Annotated in this window: 15 protein-coding genes; 12 read left to right on the top strand and 3 right to left on the bottom strand. The window is 51.6% G+C overall.

The window, feature by feature from the left end:
- The first annotated feature begins 270 nt into the window (after positions 1-270).
- Together GNT65_RS10430 and GNT65_RS10425 are read left to right on the top strand one after the other, a co-directional pair.
- Entirely contained in the window at positions 271-4539 is a 4269-nt protein-coding gene (locus GNT65_RS10430) for an EAL domain-containing protein (RefSeq protein WP_160795940.1), read from the top strand.
- A gap of 150 nt (positions 4540-4689) precedes the next feature.
- Entirely contained in the window at positions 4690-5325 is a 636-nt protein-coding gene (locus tag GNT65_RS10425; protein WP_160795938.1) for a hypothetical protein, read from the top strand.
- Positions 5326-5615: 290 nt separating this feature from the next.
- Here the strand turns inward: GNT65_RS10425 and GNT65_RS10420 are convergent, their stop codons facing one another.
- From GNT65_RS10420 to fadI, 3 genes are all read right to left on the bottom strand, one after another.
- Entirely contained in the window at positions 5616-5789 is a 174-nt protein-coding gene (locus GNT65_RS10420; RefSeq protein ID WP_181006236.1) for a hypothetical protein, read from the bottom strand.
- 191 nt (positions 5790-5980) lie between these two features.
- Positions 5981-8101 carry a fatty acid oxidation complex subunit alpha FadJ gene (gene fadJ, locus GNT65_RS10415; RefSeq protein WP_160795934.1) on the bottom strand — a complete coding sequence of 707 codons (2121 nt, stop codon included), beginning with the start codon at positions 8099-8101 and terminating at the stop codon, positions 5981-5983.
- Positions 8102-8105: 4 nt separating this feature from the next.
- Positions 8106-9416, bottom strand: coding sequence for an acetyl-CoA C-acyltransferase FadI (gene fadI, locus GNT65_RS10410; protein ID WP_160795932.1), 1311 nt, complete (start codon positions 9414-9416; stop codon positions 8106-8108).
- 409 nt (positions 9417-9825) lie between these two features.
- Here fadI and GNT65_RS10405 point away from each other — a divergent pair, with 409 nt between their 5' ends.
- The 10 genes from GNT65_RS10405 to GNT65_RS10360 all read left to right on the top strand — a co-directional run bounded on the left by GNT65_RS10405 (position 9826) and on the right by GNT65_RS10360 (position 21693).
- The gene (locus GNT65_RS10405; RefSeq protein ID WP_160795930.1) at positions 9826-10782 is read left to right on the top strand and encodes an AAA family ATPase; all 957 of its coding nucleotides are present in this window, start codon (positions 9826-9828) and stop codon (positions 10780-10782) included.
- Positions 10782-11711: a DUF58 domain-containing protein gene (locus GNT65_RS10400; protein WP_160795928.1), complete on the top strand. Its 930-nt coding sequence runs from the start codon at positions 10782-10784 to the stop codon at positions 11709-11711. The genes GNT65_RS10405 and GNT65_RS10400 overlap by 1 nt, the downstream gene beginning before the upstream one ends.
- Complete coding sequence (locus tag GNT65_RS10395; RefSeq protein ID WP_160795926.1) at positions 11712-12206, top strand: DUF4381 domain-containing protein; 495 nt, start codon at positions 11712-11714, stop codon at positions 12204-12206. It begins immediately after the preceding gene.
- Positions 12194-13213, top strand: coding sequence for a vWA domain-containing protein (locus tag GNT65_RS10390; RefSeq protein ID WP_160795924.1), 1020 nt, complete (start codon positions 12194-12196; stop codon positions 13211-13213). Before GNT65_RS10395 ends, GNT65_RS10390 begins: the two co-directional genes overlap by 13 nt.
- The gene (locus GNT65_RS10385; RefSeq protein ID WP_160795922.1) at positions 13210-15225 is read left to right on the top strand and encodes a VWA domain-containing protein; all 2016 of its coding nucleotides are present in this window, start codon (positions 13210-13212) and stop codon (positions 15223-15225) included. The genes GNT65_RS10390 and GNT65_RS10385 overlap by 4 nt, the downstream gene beginning before the upstream one ends.
- Entirely contained in the window at positions 15219-16853 is a 1635-nt protein-coding gene (locus tag GNT65_RS10380) for a BatD family protein (RefSeq protein ID WP_160795920.1), read from the top strand. Before GNT65_RS10385 ends, GNT65_RS10380 begins: the two co-directional genes overlap by 7 nt.
- 85 nt (positions 16854-16938) lie before the next feature.
- Positions 16939-17502 carry a sigma-70 family RNA polymerase sigma factor gene (locus tag GNT65_RS10375; protein WP_160795918.1) on the top strand — a complete coding sequence of 188 codons (564 nt, stop codon included), beginning with the start codon at positions 16939-16941 and terminating at the stop codon, positions 17500-17502.
- Positions 17495-18199: a DUF3379 domain-containing protein gene (locus tag GNT65_RS10370; RefSeq protein ID WP_160795916.1), complete on the top strand. Its 705-nt coding sequence runs from the start codon at positions 17495-17497 to the stop codon at positions 18197-18199. The genes GNT65_RS10375 and GNT65_RS10370 overlap by 8 nt, the downstream gene beginning before the upstream one ends.
- A gap of 349 nt (positions 18200-18548) precedes the next feature.
- Positions 18549-20000, top strand: a complete 1452-nt coding sequence (gene putP / locus GNT65_RS10365) for a sodium/proline symporter PutP (protein ID WP_160795914.1) — start codon at positions 18549-18551, stop codon at positions 19998-20000.
- A 376-nt stretch (positions 20001-20376) separates the two neighbouring features.
- Positions 20377-21693: an OmpP1/FadL family transporter gene (locus tag GNT65_RS10360; RefSeq protein ID WP_160795912.1), complete on the top strand. Its 1317-nt coding sequence runs from the start codon at positions 20377-20379 to the stop codon at positions 21691-21693.
- Positions 21694-21798: the final 105 nt, after the last annotated feature.

Below are 21798 nucleotides of genomic sequence, written 5' to 3'. Positions count from 1 at the left end.
GTTTCAATGTGTAGCTTTTCGGCACTATTTTTACGCATTGCTCCTATTGCATCAGATACACTACAAAAGGCTGAATCCCATTGGATCAAGCAGATAATACAAAACCCCAGACGGCCAAGCACAGTACAAAGCTCTGAAAGACAATGAAAATGAAAGTAATTTGCAAACAAGAAAATTCAGTGTTCTTTTGACAAATCCCCCTCTTTCTGAATAAAGTAGGTTAAATAACTGTTGCCTATGCATTATTGGCTAATAATCAAACTAATAATTATGCCTAAATATCTTATAAGATTTGCACTATCTTTCCTCCTGGCTGCCTCATTCTCTAGCCAGTGTTTCGCAGTCGAACATGCAACATCAAGTGGAGCGCTTCTCAACATTGATTATTACAATGTTCCTGAAGGCCTATCTCAGAGTACGGTCACTTCTATTGTCGAAGATCAATATGGTTATGTTTGGATAGGGACCCTTAATGGCCTTAACCGATTCGATGGGAAAGCATTCAAACACTATTTTTCAGTTAACGATAATAACTCCCTTCCAAGTTCATTTATTCGTAGCTTATATATTGACAAGAATGGTAGACTTTTAATCGGTACAGATAAAGGGCTAGCCCTATATAACCGCGAGCTAGACATATTTAACAAAGTTGATGCCCTCGAAAATGAACAAATCTGGTCTATATATGAAAGCAAAGATAACATATTAATCGGTACAGATAACTTTATTCATAAGTTAGATACAAATTTATCAAAAAAGCTCAGCTCATACAGTATTAATGCCAGTGGCATAAAAAAAATAATAACGACGAACTCCTCCATTATTATTAGATCTTACAATGGAAATGTTTATTCAATATCTGAAGATGAAGCAGAATTACTCTACACAAATACAGTCGACATCGTGAATTATGAAGAAGAAGTCTACCGAGTGTCAGCGGAAGGAATGTTTAACATTAAGGACAACTCATTATTAAATACGCCAGCAATTCCTGAATCCATTGTAGATAAAAATAATGAGATATACTTCTTTAATAAAAAATCAATTTTCAAAAGTAAGCGTGGAGCTTTCTTACAACTAGGCAAAACAAATAGCAACTCAATAAATGCTCCAGATCTATACATAGGAGAAAGGAACTTATACTTAGCCACTCAAAATAATGGGTTCGCATTAATTAACAAACAAAAAAATATACTTAACACATATAATATCACAGAGAATGTTTGGTCTATAAATACTCTAGATGAAAACAGATTAGTTATTGCGTCTGATTCTGAGATAATTGGAATATATAATGAAAATCTTAACAACATTTCATATTATGATTCTAATATAAAAGGTCCTAAATCGGCAGTCATTGCGAACAACACGCTATATGTAGGTACATCTGAAGGCCTCTTAACGATAGATTTATCATCAAATGAAAGAAGAGTTATTAATCAAGAGCGATTTTTCATCGTCAAATCAATAGATAGTAAAAACAGCATTTTCGCGGGTACATTTGACGGAAAAATAATTTCAGTAGACCTTGAGTCGATGAAACAAAGCGAATTAGTCATTGATACTGGCAACCCTATTTTTGATATAGAAAACTTGAATAACTCGATATGGATAGCGACACAAGGTGGTCTTTTTAAATTAACTGACGGGGTTATAACTCCAATTTTCACTGAGGATATGGTAACAGATATCTACTCAAAAAGTGGAAAACTATATTTTGGAACAAGAAAATCGATATCACAAGTAAACCTTGCTAACAACAAAGTATCCACCTTATTTGAAACAACCAAACCTATATATGCACTTACATCATACAACGGCAATCTATTTGCTTCTTCAAACGCAGAAATAATACTAGTAAGGGAAAATGGCGAAACAATTTCTTTGACATCCGAATATGGTAGTCAAGGGGAGTATAATACACAGTCAATAGCACACATAAACGACAATATATATATAGGCGGTATTTCCGGTGTAACAAAAATATCCGCTAACGCCATATTGAGCCAATTAAATACTCTTTTACCACCCAAAGTATCTTTAGAACAACTTTTAATATTCAATGTTCCAGAGCCTGTTGGAAATGGAGTGCTAAGTAAAAGCCTAGATTTTTCAAAAAACTTAACACTAAAGTATTCAGATTACCCATTTACCTTTAAATTTATCTCACCAGGAAATATGAATGACCAGTTACAGTATTCATATCAAATGAGTGGTTTAACAGATAGTTGGCTAGAATCTCAGGGTATTAATTCAGCAACCTATACAAATCTATCTCCAGGTGACTATACTTTTAAAGTCCAAGCTATTGACCCTCTGACAGGCAAAAAAGGAGAAGTTAAGAGTATCCAGATAGAAATCACTCCTCCTTGGTGGCTATCAATTCAAGCTAAACTCGTTTACCTACTCATTACTCTCTTGATCACAGGAGCCATAGTCAAAGCTGCATTAAGAAGAAGAGAGGTGCAGCGTCAGATAGCCAAGTCGGAAGAACGACTGAAGCTATCTCTGTGGGGAAGCGGTGATGAGATGTGGGACTGGGATATAGAAACTGGCCAGATCTACCGCTCTAATATCTGGGGCTCTCTCGAATTTCCACGTGATGGGCAGCGCTCGGGAGAAGATGGTGAAGAGAGCAATATTCACCCCATGGACCAAGAGCGTGTCAACACGGCGCTAAATAAACACTTCTACGGCGAAACCGATCACTTCGAGGCTGCCTACCGAGTCAAGGGCAAAGATGATCAATGGATCTGGATCTTGGACAGGGCGAAAATCGTCGAGCGCGACGAGGAAGATAAAGCCCTGCGTATGACGGGCACCATCAAAAACATCAGCAATTTCAAACAGGCTGAGGAACAGCTAAGACTGTTCGAACGCGCCATCGAAAATATCTCCGAAGGCATGTTCATCCTGGACAACAAGTTCAAATTTGTTGAAGTCAACGAAGCCTGCTGCGATCTCTGTGAGAAGAGTCGCAATGACTTTATCGGCGAGATATTTAAATTTGACCTTTATCCCGAGAGCTACTCTGAACAGATTCGTCATATTCTTCAACAGCAAGGTAGCTGGAGTAACGAAGTTGAATCCGCCAAGGGCGATGGCAGCAGCTTCCTGATGGAACTAACCGTCGATGCCATTTACGACGAGCAAGGTGTCCTCTCCCATTATGTTGGGGTCTTCTCCGATATATCTCGTCGTAAACAGCAGGAAGAAGAGTTACGTAAGCTGACCAACAACGATCTGCTCACCAGCTTGCCAAACCGATCGAGCCTCATGGTTACCCTAGGTAACCTGGTAAAGAAAGATACCCACCATACCCTTATGGTGCTGGACTTAGACAACTTTAAGAAGATCAATGACTCATTAGGGCACCAGGTGGGTGACGAGCTCCTGATCAAAGTGGCCAGACGCATAGAATCCACCGTCCCGTACCATACCAGTATTTATCGTTTGGGCGGGGACGAGTTTGCCATACTGGTCGATAACAACCCGGATATCGGCTCCAGCGCCGTCATCGCCAACCATGTAGTAGATGCCTTCTCCAGCCCATTCGAACTGACGAAAGACAGAGTCGTCGTCGGCGTAAGTATAGGTATAGTGCTCTACCCAGAAGACGATCAGAATGAGCAGGCGCTTCTGCGTAAAGCCGACATTGCCATGTATCATGCTAAGTCTGCCGGCGGCAATCGTTATCAATTCTATTCAGAATCGCTCAATCGAAATGCCATCCGTCAGCTGGAAGTAGAGAACCTTATCCGCGAAGGTTTGAGAGACGATCTCTTCGAAGTCTACTATCAGCCTAAGATAGACCTTAGAACCAGCAAAATGGCCGGTATGGAAGCCCTGGTAAGGCTAAATCATCCAGAACATGGTCTCATTCCGCCCAGCGACTTTATCCCGTTGGCCGAAGAGAACGGGCTCATTGTCGAGATTGGCGAGGTCGTTCTGCGTAAAGCCTGTTTCGCGGCACAAAATTGGCGTCGTCAAAATTTATTCGACGGCCGTGTCGCCGTCAATTTATCATCACAACAATTCGCACTTCCGGACCTTCAACAGCGCATAGAGTCAATTTTACGTCTTACTCAGCTGCCTGCAGCCAACCTTGAGCTTGAAATTACCGAGGGAACCGTCATAAAACAGCCAGAAAAGGCGATAAAGGTGATGATGCAACTCTCTAAGATGGGCGTCAGCCTTGCGTTAGACGACTTTGGCACCGGATATTCGTCACTGTCATATTTAAAGCGCTTCCCAATTGACACCCTAAAAATAGATAAGGCTTTTGTTGACGATATAGATAAGTCTGACAGAGATCTGAAAATGGTCGATTCTATCATCACCATTGCCCACAACATGGGACTCTCAGTGGTCGGCGAAGGCGTAGAAGAAGCTTCTCAGCTCAGCATTTTGAAAGCGCTAAAGTGCGAGGAAATACAAGGATTTATATACAGTAAGGCTGTAAATGAAGCCAGTTTTACCGGTCTCCTTAAACAGGAAAGCTTTAGCTATACCCCTGTGTCACACCACAAAAAAGCCTAGTCATGAAATAAATGAAAAACAGGCTAACGAGGAACAATATAGACTAAAAAAGCTCTAAAAATAAAAATTGGCATAACACCTGCAGTACATCTCTCAAGCGCCAGCAAAATGTTGGCATCATAACTTCAACAACCCTGAGAGATTAAGACAATGATTAACGGACTAGTTACTGCAATAGCTTTTACAATGGGTCTATCAACTGCATCAATCAACCCTCTGGAGTTGTCTCCAAGTGCAGACCTTCAAAACTTGAACAATGGTTCGATTGAAGTAACTGGTTTTCCGCATGTTAAGTTCAAGCCTATGGAAGTCGCTGGGTTCCCACACGTTAAGTTCAAGCCTATGGAAGTCGCTGGGTTCCCACACGTTAAGTTCAAGCCTATGGAAGTCGCTGGGTTCCCACACGTTAAGTTCAAGCCTGTTGAAGTCGCTGGATTTCCACACGTTAAATTCAAGCCGATGGAAGTCGCTGGATTCCCGCATGTTAAGTTCAAGCCGATGGAAGTCGCTGGGTTCCCACACGTTAAGTTCAAGCCTGTTGAAGTCGCTGGATTTCCACACGTTAAATTCAAGCCGATGGAAGTCGCTGGATTCCCACACGTTAAATTCAAGCCGATGGAAGTCGCTGGATTCCCGCACGTTAAGTTCAAGCCTATGGAAGTCGCTGGATTCCCGCACGTTAAGTTCAAGCCTATGGAAGTCGCTGGGTTCCCACACGTTAAGTTCAAACCTGTTGAAGTCGCTGGGTTCCCTCACGTTAAATTCATCAACTCGGCCGTTGCTTAAGTCTTAAGGAGAATGATTATGTTAGATTCACTGAAAAAAGCTCTAGGACTTACCCACAAACCAGAGCGCAAGAAAGTAAAACTTCCTGAAGGCCTAAATCACCTAGAAGTGATCCCGGCAAAGGGTTGGTGGAACTAGTTGACGTCAATTCACTTCAGAAAACCAGACACATAAAAAAGGAGCTACAATAAGCTCCTTTTTTGATCTTCATCTTAGTTTTCATCCTACAAGCCCCCTGTAAGCTAGGCATTGCTCATTACAGGCTCGCTAAGCGATTTAAGAGTGTAACCCTACACCTTAATAGCAACGCTTTGCTTGCCCTGCGCCCGCTTAAGCGCAAATCGCTTATGAGTACTAAACAGCGGATAGGCGACCGGCCCTATGATGAGTCCTAACATGGCCCAGCGTTTAACCCCTAGTCCGGCACGAAAAGCCATATTGCCCATCGCCACACTACTCACCATAAGTACACCAAGAATATAAATCACCACAGACACTACCTCACTACAACGGCGTCAGAAGGCTGAAAACAGCCAAAATGAACTCGGCATGATAACCGAATTCACATAACAGATGAACAAAAAATAGGCAGAAATAGTCCTCAGGCAAAAAAAATGCGGCATTATGTTGCCGCATTGTTAATGATAAAGGAGGGCTATTCGTAGAACTTACTGCCCGACTCGGCCATCTCGACTAAACGATCACAAGGCGCGAAACGCTCACCGAATTGATCTTGATAACGTTTCAAGGTCTCAACTAAGTGCTTGGCACCCAGGGAGTCCATGTAACGGAAGGGGCCACCTAAGAATGGCGGGAAGCCGATACCAAAGATTGCGCCAATATCACCGTCTCGTGGCGATGCAATAATCCCCTCCTCCAGACAACGAACCGCTTCATTGAGCATCTGCACCACACATCGCTCGGCCAATGCTCTTGGCTCGCTATCGGTGCCAGGTGTTAACCCAAGCACGCCATAGACACTCTCATCCACCAGCTTCTTCTTCGACTTAGCACCATATTGGTAGAAGCCCTTACCATTCTTACGGCCCTTACGATCGTCGGCAAGTAGTTTGTCAAAGGCTGCGGGCGCCTTAAAGCGCTCACCCAACTCCTGCTCCAGAATCGGCGAGATCTTGGCGCCCACATCTATGCCGACCTCATCGAGCAGCGTCATGGGGCCTACGGGGAAGCCAAACTTTACCAAGGCCTTATCCAGATGATCCACGCTCTGACCTTCCAGCAACAGGTTCGCCGCTTCATTCATGTAGAGCGCCAGGATCCGGTTAACATAGAAACCGGCACCATCTTTCACCACGATAGGCGTCTTACCCTGCTTACGGGCAAAGGCAACCGTGGTGGCGATAGTTTGCGGCGAGGTCTTGTCATGGGCAATCACCTCGACCAACGGCATCTTCTCAACCGGCGAGAAGTAATGCAGACCGATCACATTCTCAGGACGCTCGGCGGCCTCGGCGATCTGCTTGATTGGCAAGGATGAAGTGTTAGAGGCAAAAATCGTGTGCTCGCCACATTCACGCTCGACATCCTGCACCATCTGATGCTTGAGGTTAAGATCTTCAAACACGGCTTCCACCACCATGTCTGCATCCTTGATCCCTTTATATTCCGTGGTGGTGGTCATCAACGCCATCAGGTTATCGCGCACCGCCGGCGTCATGTGACGGCGTTTCACCCCTTTGGCCAGCAGCTTATAGGCATAGGCCAGTGCGTTACTTAAACCTATCTCACTGATGTCCTTCACCCGCACTGGGATCTTCGCCTTGGTGGTGGTCACAGAGGCGATACCGCCCCCCATCAAGCCACCGCCCAACACCATCACCTTGTTGACCGCCTTTGGCGTTACATCGCCGGCGCCGGTTTCTTTCTTCATCTCTGTGGTTGCAAAGAAGATGCTACGCAGGGCCTCCGACTCACTTGAGGCCACGAGATCGCCAAAGTGCTGCGCCTCAACCTCTAGGCCTTTCACCATGCCTTTGGTTACGCCCTGACGCACACAGTCGATGATCTTCTCCGGCGCTGGATAGTTACCCTGAGTCTTCTTATTGACCTGCTTGAGCGCCTGTTCGAAGATGATGTTACGACCAACAGGTGTGCCCTCGAGCAGCTTCTCCACCGTCGACAACTTAGGCTTTTTCACCGGACGTGCTCCAGCCAGCGCCATCTCTATCGCCGTCTGCAGCAGAATCGATTCAGGCACCACGTCGTCAACCAGCCCCATCTTCAACGCCTGTTTGGCGCGCAGCTGCTTACCGGTGAGCATCATATCCAATGACTTGGCAATACCCACTAAACGCGGCAGACGCTGAGTGCCGCCACCACCAGGCAGCAGGCCGAGTTGTACTTCTGGCAATCCCAGCATGGTCTTCTTGCTGTCGGTACAGACGCGCTGATGACAGGCCAGGGCCAGTTCGAGGCCCCCACCGAGACAGGCACCATTGATGGCGGCCACCACGGGAATCGAGAGCGACTCAAGCGCTAAGAACACCTCGTGGCCCTGTTTGGACAGCTCCCTGGCATCCTCGGCGGTCGCACAGGCATCTAACATGGAGATATCGGCGCCTGCCACGAAGGAATCTTGCTTGCCCGAGATCAGCACTACGCCACGAATACTGGCATCACTCTTTATCTCGGCCAACATCTCACAGATCTCGGGGCCAAACTCGGCTTTGAGGGTATTCATGGTCTCGCCAGGCACATCCATAGTCAGCACGGCGATACCGTTGTCGAGACGATTTAATGTAAAACTTTTTTCCATGAGATCACTCCACTTCTACTATCATAGCTGCACCTAAACCACCCGCCGCACAGGCCGTTGCCAGGCCGGTACCGCCTCCGCGGCGTTTGAGTTCGCGGCAAACTTGAGTGATCAAACGCGTTCCGGTCGCCGCAAAGGGGTGACCATAGGCCAAGGAGCCCCCTAAGACGTTAAACTTAGCCATATCGATCTCGCCGATGGCGCGGTCGCGGCCCAGCTTCGCCTTCGCAAACTTCTTCGAGGCGAACATCTGCATATTGGCCAGGGTCTGCGCCGCAAAGGCTTCGTGCATCTCGATAAGGGTAAGATCCTCAAGCTCCATGCCGGCACGCTTAAGCGCCAGCGGCGTCGCGTAGGAAGGCCCCATCAACATATCCTGCCACACGTCGATGGCGCTAAAGGCGTAACTTTTAATGTAGCCGATCGGCTCATAACCCAGAGCCTTGGCACGGCTCTCGCTCATCAGGAGTACCGCCGAGGCACCATCGGTAAGCGGCGTACTGTTGGCCGCCGTCACAGAGCCGTGCTTACGATCGAAAGCTGGACGCAGCTTGGCGTAAGAATCGAGCGAAGAGTTCTCACGAATGTTGTTATCTTTGTCGATGAAAGATTTGTATGGCGGCACGTGTGCCACCATCACCTCGTCACGCAGATGACCCGAATCCCAGGTCTCCGTCGCCAGGGTATGTGAACGATGCGCCAAGGCATCTTGATCGGCGCGGCTGATGTTATAGGTCTTGGCCATCTGCTCTGCGGTCTGTCCCATGGAAAGGCCGGTTGAGTATTCGGCAACCGCAGGAGGCACGGGGAGCAGATCTTTCAGTCCAAGACGGCGGATGATGGCCAACTTTTGACCAAAGCTGCGCGCCTTATTGAGATCCACCAGGGCATGGGCCAGCTTTTTCGACACGCCGATGGGCAGTACAGACGATGAATCGGCACCGCCGGCAATCCCTATCTCGATATTGCCCGTCATGATGGACTCGGCCACATTGACCGTCGACTGGAAACTGGTGGCACAGGCACGTGTCACGCTATAGGCATCGGTAGACACATTCATGCCCGTGCCTAGGACTATCTCGCGTGCGATGTTGGGCGCCGCAGGCATCTGTACTACCTGACCATAAACGAGCTGTTCAATCTCTTTCGGGTCGAGTTCCGAGCGAGACAGGAGTTCGTTCACCACCATCTTGCCCATATCCAATGCCGACACCCCATGAAAAGCGCTCGCCTGCTTAGCAAAGGGGGTTCGAAGCCCCATCACTATCGCGATGCGATCGCCCTTCGCGTTCCTTACTTGCTGTAGTTCACTCATCTTTTGCCCTCGTGACGCGTCTGATAGAAACGCTTCTACTAACGCCGTTATTATTCTTCCCTACCCCGTTGCCTGGGTATCTCGCTACACTCTCGCAACAGGTCAGACCATCAAAGTGTGATCTGATTCTAACTTCTTATTTCAAGGTTTTAAACACCTGTTTGGTTTTTAAACGACAAATATCGAAAAAGATGTTGATTAACAATGTTTAATAAAATACAAATTAGCCATTAAAGCCAGTTTAAATCCCTGTTTAAGCATGCTAACTTATTTTGCTGATTGAAATTTGGCGCCGCCAAGCTCCCTAGGTCACCTGACACACCTAAGGTTGCGGTAAGGCGTTTATCACTGAATTTTTTACCCGATACGCTGTCTACAGCTCACACAATAGATAATACCGAGTAGCATCATGCCGTTAAGTCGATTTCATGCATTACGTGAATACCTGGATAAAGTGATCCTGGGTCAACCCACTCTTACCGAAAACTTATTGATCGCACTGATTGCCGATGGTCACTTACTGGTTGAGGGCCCACCGGGTCTGGCCAAGACTCGTGCGGTCAAGGCGCTGAGCGATGGCGTAGAGGGTGACTTCCACCGCATTCAGTTTACTCCAGACCTGCTCCCGGCGGATCTTACCGGCACCGACATCTACCGCGCCCAGACGGCCACCTTCGAGTTTGAGGCAGGCCCTATCTTTCACAACCTGATCCTGGCCGATGAGATCAACCGTGCGCCGGCCAAGGTACAATCGGCGTTATTGGAAGCCATGGCCGAAGGCCAGGTTACCGTGGGTAAACAGAGCTACAAGCTGCCAAAGCTATTTCTGGTGATGGCGACACAAAACCCGCTGGAAAATGAAGGCACCTACCCGCTGCCCGAGGCGCAGCTAGACCGCTTCCTGATGCACCTGAATCTCGACTATCCCAGCGCCGCCACCGAGTTTGAGATCATGCGCCTGTCCCGCAGCGAAGCCATTACTCACGAACTACCAAAAGTTGAGCCGATCGCTCAGGAAGAGGTGTTCGCCGCCCGTAAGGCCGCACTGGATATCTATCTCGCCGAGCCGCTGGAGCAATATATCGTCAATATCGTCATGGCCACCCGCCAGCCGCAGCAATACAGCGATCAACTGGCTAACTGGCTGGAGTATGGCGTCAGCCCGCGCGCGACCATCTCCATCGAACGCTGCGCCCGCGCACGCGCCTGGCTGATGGAGCGTGACTTTGTCTCGCCAGAAGATATTCAGGCCGTGGTGCCCAACGTGCTACGCCACCGCCTGCTACTCAGCTACCAGGCCCAGGCCGAAGGCGTCAGCGGCGATCAGGTGATCAACCATATTCTCAGTCAGGTAGCGGTGCCTTAATGGGACAGAATGCTTTACCCCTATTTGCCGATGGCGTATCGCTTACTCAGAAAGAGCTGTTAGCCTGCCAAAATCTTGCCCGAGCCCTGCCCGAACGCAAGACCAAGGCGCGTGCCGCATTAGCCGGCCACAGAGCCAGCAGCATCAAGGGACGGGGGATGGAGTTTGCCGAGGTGCGCCACTACCAGAGCGGTGACGATGTGCGCACCATAGACTGGCGAGTGACCGCCCGCACCGGCAAGGCCCACACCAAGCTATTTGTCGAGGAGCGCGAGCGCCCGGTATTACTGCTGTTGGATCTCAGCCATAGCCTCTATTTCGGCTCGAGTTTGATGCTGCAGTCGGTACAGGCGGCGCATCTGGCTGCCACCCTGGGCTGGGCAGCGATTGGCCACGGCGATCGCCTGGGGGCGCTGATCGCCAGCGAGGACGAACACCTAGAGCTTAAGCCCCGCAGCCGACAAACTGGCATGCTGGCACTGATCTCGGCTATAAAGCAAGTGCACCAGCAGCAACTGACTCAGCTCGACCAACCGGTGAAACAGCCGGAGCATATCTTCAAGGCCTGTCAGCGCCTGAGGCGAATCGCCAAACCCGGTTCGCTTATCTGGATCATCAGCGACGGCAGCCATTTCAGCCCCCAATGTCTGGGGCCGCTGAGCGAGCTTAAACGCCACTGCGATATCGGTGCCTTTCTGATCACTGACCCCCTCAGGCAAGGCACCCTTAAGCTGCCGCCACAGTTCCAATTCCCGGTCAGGGATGGCGATAAGGAGCTGGTATTAGACAGACGTAGCTATGATGCCTGGCTGGCTCAGCAACAAACACAGCAACAGGGATTTATCACCATGATGAATCAGATCAACGCGCGGCCAAGACGCATCGATGCGGCCCAGCCGTTAAACCAACAAATTGGAGCCCTGAGGTAGATGCAAGCGGCAAGTCAACCTGCGCTCGCCAACCTGCAGGATATCATCACCCCAGCCCCGATCGGCGTCTGGCCTCTAGCCTATGGCTACTATCTGCTGACACTGCTACTGCTTATGCTGATGGCTACTCTGTTCATCTATATAAAACGCAGAGGCAAGCAGCTGGCGGCCAAACGCGAGGCGCTAACACTACTCTCTCAAGTGACGCCTGAGGATCCTCAGCTGCCGCTGACGGTCAACAGCCTGCTAAAACGCAGCGCCATGAGTTATCTGCCCCGGGAGCAGATCGCCTCCTTGCAAGGTGATGCCTGGTATGCCTGGCTAGGCGCTCAGGTGCCAGCCATGGATCCTAAACTACCGGATCTGCTGGAAAGGCGTTTCCAAGCGGGCAATCTCTCGCCCAGTGAGGCCATGCAATTGCTAGATGCTGCCAAAGCCTGGCTGCAGAAGGCCCTGCCGCTCAAGGCTGGCAAGGAGGTGTCATGTTCACACTAGCCTGGCCCTGGCTGCTTATTTTGCTGCCGCTACCACTTATCTTTTCTCTCGGCAAACCAAGCGGCAGCAAACAAACCAAGCAGACCAGCGGCGGTCATCTACAAATGCCCGGCGTCGCTGAGGCGCCAACGACAGGACTGGATAACTCCCCTCGCCGCAGCCGCTGGCCCCATTGGCTTTTCTGGACTTTGCTGATATTCGCCGTTGCCCGTCCCCTCTGGGTTGGCGACGCCATAGAACTGCCCAGCAAGGGGCGTGACCTCATGCTGGCGGTAGATCTGTCGGGCAGTATGCAGATAGAAGATATGGTGCTTAATGGTAAGACGGTCGACCGTTTCACCATGGTCCAGCAGGTGATGAGCGAGTTTATCGAACGCCGCAAGGGCGATAAGCTGGGGCTGATTCTGTTTGCCGATCACGCCTATCTGCAGGCGCCGCTCACCCAGGACAGACGCTCGGTGGCCCAGTTTCTGACCGAGGCGCAAATCGGCCTGGTGGGCAAACAGACCGCCATCGGCGAAGCCATCGCGCTGGCGGTCAAACGTTTCGACAAGGCTGAGCAAAGCAACCGCGTGCTTATCCTGCTTACCGACGGCTCAAATAACTCAGGGAGCATCACGCCCGAGCAGGCCGCCGATATCGCCGCCAAGCGAGGCGTGACCATCTACACCATAGGGGTGGGCGCCGAGGTGATGGAGCGCCGCACCCTGTTTGGCAAGGAGCGCGTCAATCCGTCGATGGATCTCGACGAGGCTCAGCTCACCCTGCTGGCCCCAAAAACCAAGGGGCGTTACTTCAGGGCACGTAATTCAGATGAACTGGAGCAGATCTATCAGGAGATAGACAAGCTAGAGCCAACCGACAGCGACCAACTCAGCTATCGACCACAGGCCGAGCTCTTTTACTATCCCTTGGCCATCGCCCTGCTTGTCAGTGTGCTCATGATGTTAAGCGGCTTCTCTGCCGTACAGGCCTTAGTTCAACGTCTACCACGGAGCGCCTCATGATCCATTTTCTCCGTCCCGAATGGCTGCTGGCCCTCATTCCCCTGGCGTTATTGCTTTGGCTGCAAAGACGCCAGCACCATCAGGCCTCTAGCTGGAACCGTTATATCGCGCCGCACCTGGCAAAGGTGTTGGTGAGCGGTCAGGCGACCAACAAGAAACAACACTTGGGCTTCATCGCCTTTATCTGGCTAGTTAGCGTCTTGGCCCTCTCCGGCCCTGCGCTCACCAAACAGACGCTTCCGGTGTTCGAGTCTAACCTGGGCCGGGTGATCGTGATGGATATGTCACTCTCCATGTACGCAACCGATCTGACACCCAACAGGCTGACTCAGGCCAAGTTTAAGGCGACGGATCTCATCAAGACCCTCAAGGAAGGCGAGACGGGCCTGGTGGCCTACGCCGGCGATGCCTTTACCATCAGCCCGTTAACGCGAGATAGCGCCACCCTGCTGAACCTGCTGCCAACCCTATCGCCGGAGATCATGCCAGCACTTGGCTCCAACCTACCTGCAGCCCTAAAGCAGGCTAAGCAGTTACTCGTTCAGGGCGGCCACCTCAAGGGCGATATCATCTTGTTGGCCGATGGCGTGAATCCGGACCAAATCAGCGAAGCTAAAGCGATATTAGACGATACAAATTACCGCCTCTCTATCATCGCCATGGGGACAAACCAGGGCGCCGCCATTAGCCTGCCGGACGGCCAGTTGATGCGAGACATAAGCAATCAGGTGGTGGTTAGCCAGACCGATCTTACTCTGCTAAACAGTGTGATTGGCAACAGCGGTGGCAAAGTAGTTGCCTACCGCGCCGATGGTCAAGACCTAAAGGCCCTGACCCAGAGCCTCAGCCGGGAGAGCGATGCCAAGGCATCGGATCTCCAGGGGGAAGCCTGGCAAGATATCGGCCCTTATCTGGCCCTACTCTTGCTGCTGCCGGCGTTGCTGAATTTCAGACACGCCTTCGCCGCGCTGGCCTGCCTGATGGTCCTCTCCCCAAGCCCAGAGGCCCAGGCTGCCAGCTGGCAACATCCCTTCAGCACGAACGATCAGAGGGCGATGCAGGCCTACCAGGCACAAGACTATCAAGGCGCGGCCGAGCAGTTTACCTCGCCCCAGTGGAAGGCCTCATCCCTGTACAAGAATGGCGACTATCAAGAGGCGCTCGAGCTTTTCGAGCAGGATGATTCGGCTAATGGCCTGTTTAATCAGGGCAACAGCCTGATGCAGCTCAATGAACTCGACAAGGCCATCGAGCGTTATCAGCAGGCGCTAAAGAAAGACCCTGAGCTGACTCAGGCCAAACACAACCTCGAGTTGGCTGAGCAGTTAAAACAGCAAGAGCCAGCTAGCCAAGGTCAAGGCCAATCGGATCAGAAACAGTCGGAGCAGGACTCAAATAAGCAAGAGCAGTCCCAACAAGACGGCGCCGGGCAAAATCAAGGCCAGCAGCAAGGCCAGGGCGATCAACAATCGGGTCAGGGCTCTGAAGGCCAGCAGTCTCAAGACCAGGGTTCTAAAAGCCAAAGGTCTCAAAGCCAGCAATCTAAAGAGCAGGCTCAAGGCCAGAATGATCAACGAGACAATGGACAAGGCTCAGACCAACAAGGCGCTAACCAGGATAGTCAGTCGCAAGACCAGCAGGCAGGCACTGATAATGACGCCCAGATGAGCGCCGATCCGGGCAAAGAGGCTAACAGCCAGGCCGATGCTAACAAGGGTCTATCAGACGCCAGCCAGCAGATGGGACAAGCGCAAGCCGAACAAGAGAGCACTCAAGCCCAGGCCCAGGCCGCGAATATGACCCAGGGCAAACCCGGCGATGCAGATGAGCAAGGCGAGCCTGTAGCGGCCGCGAGCAGCGCCATTGCGCCGGAAGAACTTCCCCCCGAGATGCAACGAGCCCTAACCGGGGTGGTCGACGACCCCCAGGTCTTGCTGCGAAACAAGATGCAACTGGAATATCAGAAACGCCGCCGTCAGGGGGCGACCATAAAGGACAATCAACAGTGGTAATACGACGCTTTTTGACCTTAGCCTGTTTGACACTCATCCTGTCAGCACCAGCCTATGCCTTAACCAAGGTAGAAACCTCGGTAGACAGAAACCCCGCCATCCAGGGAGAATATCTGGTGCTCAGCATCAAGGCCGATGACGACGTAAACAACGCCAGCCTAGACACCAGCGCCCTGTTGAAAGACTTTATTGTCGGGCGCACTAGTGTCAGTCGCAGCACTCAGATCATGAACTTCGACGCCAGCAAGGAGACCCGCTGGCAGATCCTGCTGGCGCCGAAAAAAACAGGCACAGTGCTCATTCCCGCCTTGACCATAGATGGCATAAGTTCAGAACCTATCGAGCTCAAGGTAGCCGCCGCCGGCAGCCAGCCCCAACAGATGAAAAACCTGTTTATCCGCAGCAGCGTCTCGACCGAGACCGCCTATGTGGGCCAGTTGATCACCTATAAGGTCAAGCTCTATCTTGGTGTCGAGCTCCAGCGCGGCGTGATCAGCGCACCCAATGTCGAGGGGGCGCAGCTCAAGCAATTGGGAGACGATGTCGATGGCACAGAGATCATCGACGGTCGACGCTACCGGGTGATCGAACGCACCTATAGCCTGATCGCCGACAAGCCGGGTACGCTGTCACTCTCCGGCGCCAGCTTCTCCGGCGATGTCCTGGTGGAGTCCACCCGTCGCGGAGGCATGTTCTCCTTCAACGAGAGTCGTCCCATGCAGGCCAAGGCCGCGCCGAGTGAGATAGAGGTCTTGCCTATCCCTAAGTCTTACCAGGGCGACTGGCTGGTGAGCGATCTTGTAGTCTTAAGAGAGGATTGGCGTGAGGATGCCCAGTTTCAGGTGGGCGTGCCTATTACACGCAACATCCGCCTGATCGCCTCAAATGCAGATGATACCAGCCTGCCAGCCATCAAGCTGACTTTGCCCGATGCCTTTAAGCTCTATCCTGAAAATCCCCAGCGCAAGACCTATGTACGCGATAAACAGGTGGTCGCCCAGCTCAACCAGACCATGGCAATAGTGCCCACTCAAGCGGGTGAGTATACCCTACCCGAGATCCGCATCCCCTGGTGGAACAGCCGCACTCAGAAACAGGAATTTGCCACACTGCCAGCACGCAGCATCAGCGTTGCCCCAGCAGCAAGCCAGGAGCGCTCCCAGACAAGCGTCGTCAGCGTTCAAGGGCAGCAATCTGGCTACTGGCCAAGCATCAGCGGCCTGTTCGCCCTGCTCTGGCTGGCGACAATCTTGCTCTGGTACCGCCACTACCAAGGCTACCGTCATGGGGCGGCGAGAAGCGAAACGACTCAAGAGCCAATCAACACGCCTAAGGTTTCTGATGCCATGCGCCAATTTGAAACCGCCTGCCGTGAGGGCAAGACGGGCGAGGCACTGGTTGCCCTGCAGCGTCACATGAGCCAACGGTCGGGTAGATCAGTCACCCTGACCGATATCGCCGCCCTTAGCAAGGAACTCGACCTGGCGATCCAAGCCATACAGCGTCAGGGATATAGTCCAGACGGAAAGGGGCTTGACGTCGAAAAAGTGATTCGCGCGGTGAAAAATGCCCCCAAAGCGGCGCCCCAACGCACACAATCGGCCCTAAGCCCCTTAAATCCCCTCTAACAAACTTGCCTCAGGCGCGCCAATGGCGGTAACTTAGTCGAAACAATTGACGCGCCTTCTCTCCTTTCTATGCTGCGAGTAAAAAATGTTTAGCGTGATACGAAATAAAAAACCGAAAAAGTCGGTCAATAGAGACATGCTGAATAAACAACGACGATACGATAGCCTTGTCAGGGCACTTCATGGCGATCTGTTCCGCTACGCTTATTGGCTGTGCGGGGATAAGCATATCGCCGAAGATATCACCCAGGAAACCTTCTTACGGGCCTGGCGCTCTTTGGAGTCTTTAAAGGACGACAAGGCAGCCAAGGCTTGGCTGATCACCATATTACGGCGTGAGAATGCCCGCCGCTTCGAGCGTAAGCAGTTCGACTACTCGGATGTGGAGCAGGCCGATATCGCCGACCATATCTCTTCTTCCAGCGAGGAGAACATGGAGCAGCATATGCTCAGGCGTCAGATAGCTAAACTCGAAGTCGAGTATCGCGAACCCTTGATCCTACAGGTGATCGGCGGCTTCAGCGGCGAAGAGATCGCCGGCATCTTAGATCTGAATCGTAATACCGTAATGACTCGCTTATTTCGCGCCAGAAATCAGCTAAAAGAGATTCTCGATGACACGCAAACCAGGGGGCGCTCCAATGGATGAGCTAAAATTCCGCCGCGAGGCCTATGAAAACCCACATCGCCAGGACGAAGAGTTTCTTGGGTCGATGCACGAATCGAGTGAGCGCACAGCCTTCGTAAACGACCTTAAGCTATTAGACAAGAAACTCGAGGCCGCCTTGAAGGTTGAGGTGCCAGAGGATCTCGAGGCCAAGCTACTGCTTAATCAGCAGCTACATCAGCATCAGGTTGAGCGCCGCAAGACGGGCTTTACCTTGGCCCTGGTGGCCTCTATCGCCTTCATCGCAAGCATAAGCTTCACCCTGCTGCGTCTCGCCCCGGTCGACTTAGGGCAACACGCCCTGGCCCATGTCTATCATGAAGAGATGGCGATGAAGAGTGAGCAGAACATCAGCGTCGATGAGGTCAATACTCAGCTGGCCTCGCTGACCAGTCTCAACCATGCCCACTTTACCGAGCAGCCCGGTCGTGTGCTTTATAGCACCTACTGTGACTTCCAGGGAGTGAAGAGCATCCATCTGGTGATGCAGGGCAGGCAGGGCAAGGTCACCCTGTTTATCGTGCCGCTTGAAGAGCGCATGGTGCTAGAGGAGGCCTTCGCCGATAATCGTTATCAGGGAATGGGCTTTAAGGCCGATAACGCCTATGTCCTCCTAGTCGGTGAGCACGCCACGGATCTGGACTATGTGAGAGACGAAGTAAAAGAGTCTTTCATTTAAGGGCTGTCTATCAAACACCCCATGAAGGGAAGTGGCAGATAATCTCGAGTCGGGAGCTAACCTAGGTTAGCTCCCTTTTATTTGGATAGCTAAAATTTGGTCGTCGCTAACATGATACGGGCATAAACTCCTCTAAGTGACCAACAAGTCCTCAACATTTCCGTATTATTTGCCAATTAATCGACCGATACGGCCTAGATCTTGATCACATTTCAGAGCAAGTTTGAGCTAGAGCTCAAACATCTGCTAGCATAGCAAGTTCACTTAAAACAGACATGCCAAAACCGCTTTAGTCTGGGTTAGCACCCCAGCCGATATGGCATTGGCGTGAGAATAATATGGCGCAAGCATGAATATTGAATTACCGATATTAATTACTTTTTTCGGCTACCTCATCTTGATGATGGGCATTGGCCTTTGGGCTTATAAAGCAACCGACTCTGTCGACGATTATATTTTAGGTGGCCGCTCCATGGGACCGGCCGTCACCGCGCTCAGCGTAGGTGCCTCGGACATGTCCGGCTGGCTGCTGCTTGGGCTACCTGGCGCCGTCTACCTCGGCGGCCTGGGAGAAGCCTGGATCGGCATAGGCCTGGTGTTCGGTGCCTGGCTCAACTGGCTGTTCGTGGCTAAACGCCTGCGGATCTACACCCAGTTTACCGACAACGCCCTCACCCTGCCGGACTTCTTCGAAAAGCGCTTCGAAGATAAGCAGTCTGTGCTCAAGCTGGTCTCGGCAGTCACCATTCTCGTCTTCTTCACCTTCTATACCTCATCGGGCATGGTCGGCGGCGCCATACTGTTCGAGAAGGTATTCGGCCTTGACTACAACCTGGCTCTGCTTATCGGCTCGGGGATCATAGTTACCTACACCTTCGTCGGCGGCTTCTTTGCGGTGAGCTGGACTGATTTCTTCCAGGGCTGCCTGATGCTTATCGCCCTGCTTATCGTGCCGGTGGCCATCTTCAGTCAACCAGAGACCCAAAATGGCATCCATAGCCTGGACCCTGCCATGTTGTCGCTGCTGAGCGACAACACCACTGTGATAGGCTTGGCATCCCTGCTCGCCTGGGGCCTAGGTTATTTTGGTCAGCCCCACATTTTGTCACGCTTCATGGCCATCGGCAGCGCCGACGATCTTAAGGTGTCACGCCGCATCGCCATGAGCTGGATGATAGTGGCGCTCTTCGGCGCCCTGGCAACCGGCCTCGCAGGTACCCTCTACTTTGCCGAGCAACCGTTAGACAACCCAGAGACTGTCTTTATTCATCTGGCCCACGCCGCCTTTAACCCTTGGATTGGTGGCCTGCTGATCGCGGCGATTCTTTCCGCCATCATGAGTACCATAGACTCACAGCTGCTGGTGTGCTCTAGCGTGATCACCGAAGACTTCTACAAGAAGTGGCTCAGACCCGAGGCCAGCAGCAAGGAGCTGATGATGATAGGTCGTATTGGGGTACTGACCATAGCGGTTATCTCAGGCCTCATCGCCCTAAATCCTGAGAGCAGCGTACTGAGCCTGGTGAGCTATGCCTGGGCCGGCTTCGGCGCGGCATTTGGCCCTGTGGTGATTTTGTCGCTCTTCTGGCGCGGCTACAGCCGCAACGGCGCGGTTGCCACTATCGTCGTTGGTGCCATCACTGTTGTACTGTGGAAACAGAGCACGGGCGGCATCTTTGACCTGTACGAGATCTTACCTGGTTTCCTCTTCGCCACCCTGGCCGGTACCCTGGTAAGCCTGATATCTAAGCCCGCGAGCAGCACCCGCGAACAGTTCGAGCAATTTAGCCAAAAACTCTGAGGCTAGGCGTTCACTCCGCTGACGCAAAAATGAGCGGAAGATCAAAAAAGCGTACAGGTGTACGCTTTTTTTATACTGCAAAAATTTTACTTACAATTTGCCAATTCACATCCCGTTAACCTTTAGCAAAACCTTAACCAAACCAAGAATCTACGTGACATAGCGCCATCAACCAGCTCTTCAAACAAGAGCCAAGTCGCCAACATGAAACCGACAGTTCATTTAACACAAAGTCAACAAAAAGTTGTATCTGGTCGGAGTTGTTGAGGTAACACCTCATCCCTACTATGCACGGGAATTATAAAATGGGTCTGGCCGCCGCAACTAAAGCACGAGCGCATGCATACAGCCTGCCCGACAATAACGAGAACAAACTATGAAGCGTTTCAACAAGACTATACTCGCAGTAGCCGTCACACTCGCCAGCTCCCAGGCGATGGCCGCCGGTTTCCAACTCAACAGCCAATCAGCCACTGGTGTCGGCCGCGCATTTGCCGGTGATGCCGTGATTGCAGACAACGCCTCGGTGCTGTCTCGCAACCCAGCGGCTATGGCCCTGTTTGATGAGAAGCAACTTTCTATGGGCCTGACCTACGCCGACGTCGAAGTCAGCGTAAAAGATGTCTACATAGATTCAGCTCTTGGTCAGATCCACTACGGTCACGTAGAGGATGCGGCTGAGGCCAAGATCATTCCTAACTTTTACTATGTCAGCCCGGTAAACGACAAGTTTGCCTATGGTGTTGCCATGTTCAGCAACTTCGGTACAGGTACAGACACAACACCTATGTCACAGCAGCTGGTAAACGGCCTGCCTGCCCCGCTTGATCTTCTGGGTAAGACAGAAGTGACCACGCTCAACTTTAACCTGAGCGCCTCTTACCGCTTCAATGATCACTTCAGCATCGGCGCCGGTGTAGATATGATCTATGGTAAAGGTACCCTGACTCGTGGCGGCCAGGTCCCGACACAAACAGGCCCGGTTCAACAGGATCTTGTTGATGTTGATGCCGACGGCGTAGCATTTGGCGGCATCATAGGCGCCGTCTATGAGATCAACGCCGATCACAGATTCGGTATGAGCTACCGTTTCAGCCCAGATTTTAAGGCGACGGGCGACATCGACATGTATAACCCTGTTGCCGGTGCCAACGTAGCCTTCGACGAAATTAACATCCCTATGCCGGACATCTTTCAGGTGGCGGGTTTCCATCAGCTGACCGAGAAGTTTGCCCTGCACTACACGGCGCAGCTCACCACTTGGGGCGATTTTAAAGAGATCACAGTGATCGACGGCACCATCGGCGGTGTTCCCGTGGCACCAGAGGCCAGCCTGAAGACCTACGCCTGGGACGACTCTTGGCTATTCAGCGTCGGCGGTACCTACACCCTCAACCATGACTGGACGCTGCGCGCCGGCTACATGTTTGACCAAGGGGTCGTTGGCGAAGTCAGCTCTATCTCCATCCCTGACTCTGACCGTCAGTGGTTCACCGCCGGTGCCACCTATAATCTGGGTAAGCACGCTAGCCTGGACTTCGGTGTCGCCTTCGTCCGCGGTGAAGATGTGGATCTTATCGAGCACAGCGCCATCACGGGCGGCCTGCCAATCGGTCCAGATACGGGTATGGTTCACGCGACTACCCGCTCGAACGCCACCTACTACTCTATGCAGTACAACTACAAGTTCTAACTTGTACCACTGCCCCAAAAAAAGCCGCAGCCTACTGCGGCTTTTTTGTAGTTATCGGAAAACTTTTCTACAGTTAATACAAAGCACCCATGACGACAGATGGAC

The organism is Shewanella insulae, from assembly GCF_009831655.1.
GTDB lineage: Bacteria > Pseudomonadota > Gammaproteobacteria > Enterobacterales > Shewanellaceae > Shewanella > Shewanella insulae.
Note: the sequence above shows the minus strand (reverse complement) of the source record. Positions and strands in the feature narration are given on the sequence as shown.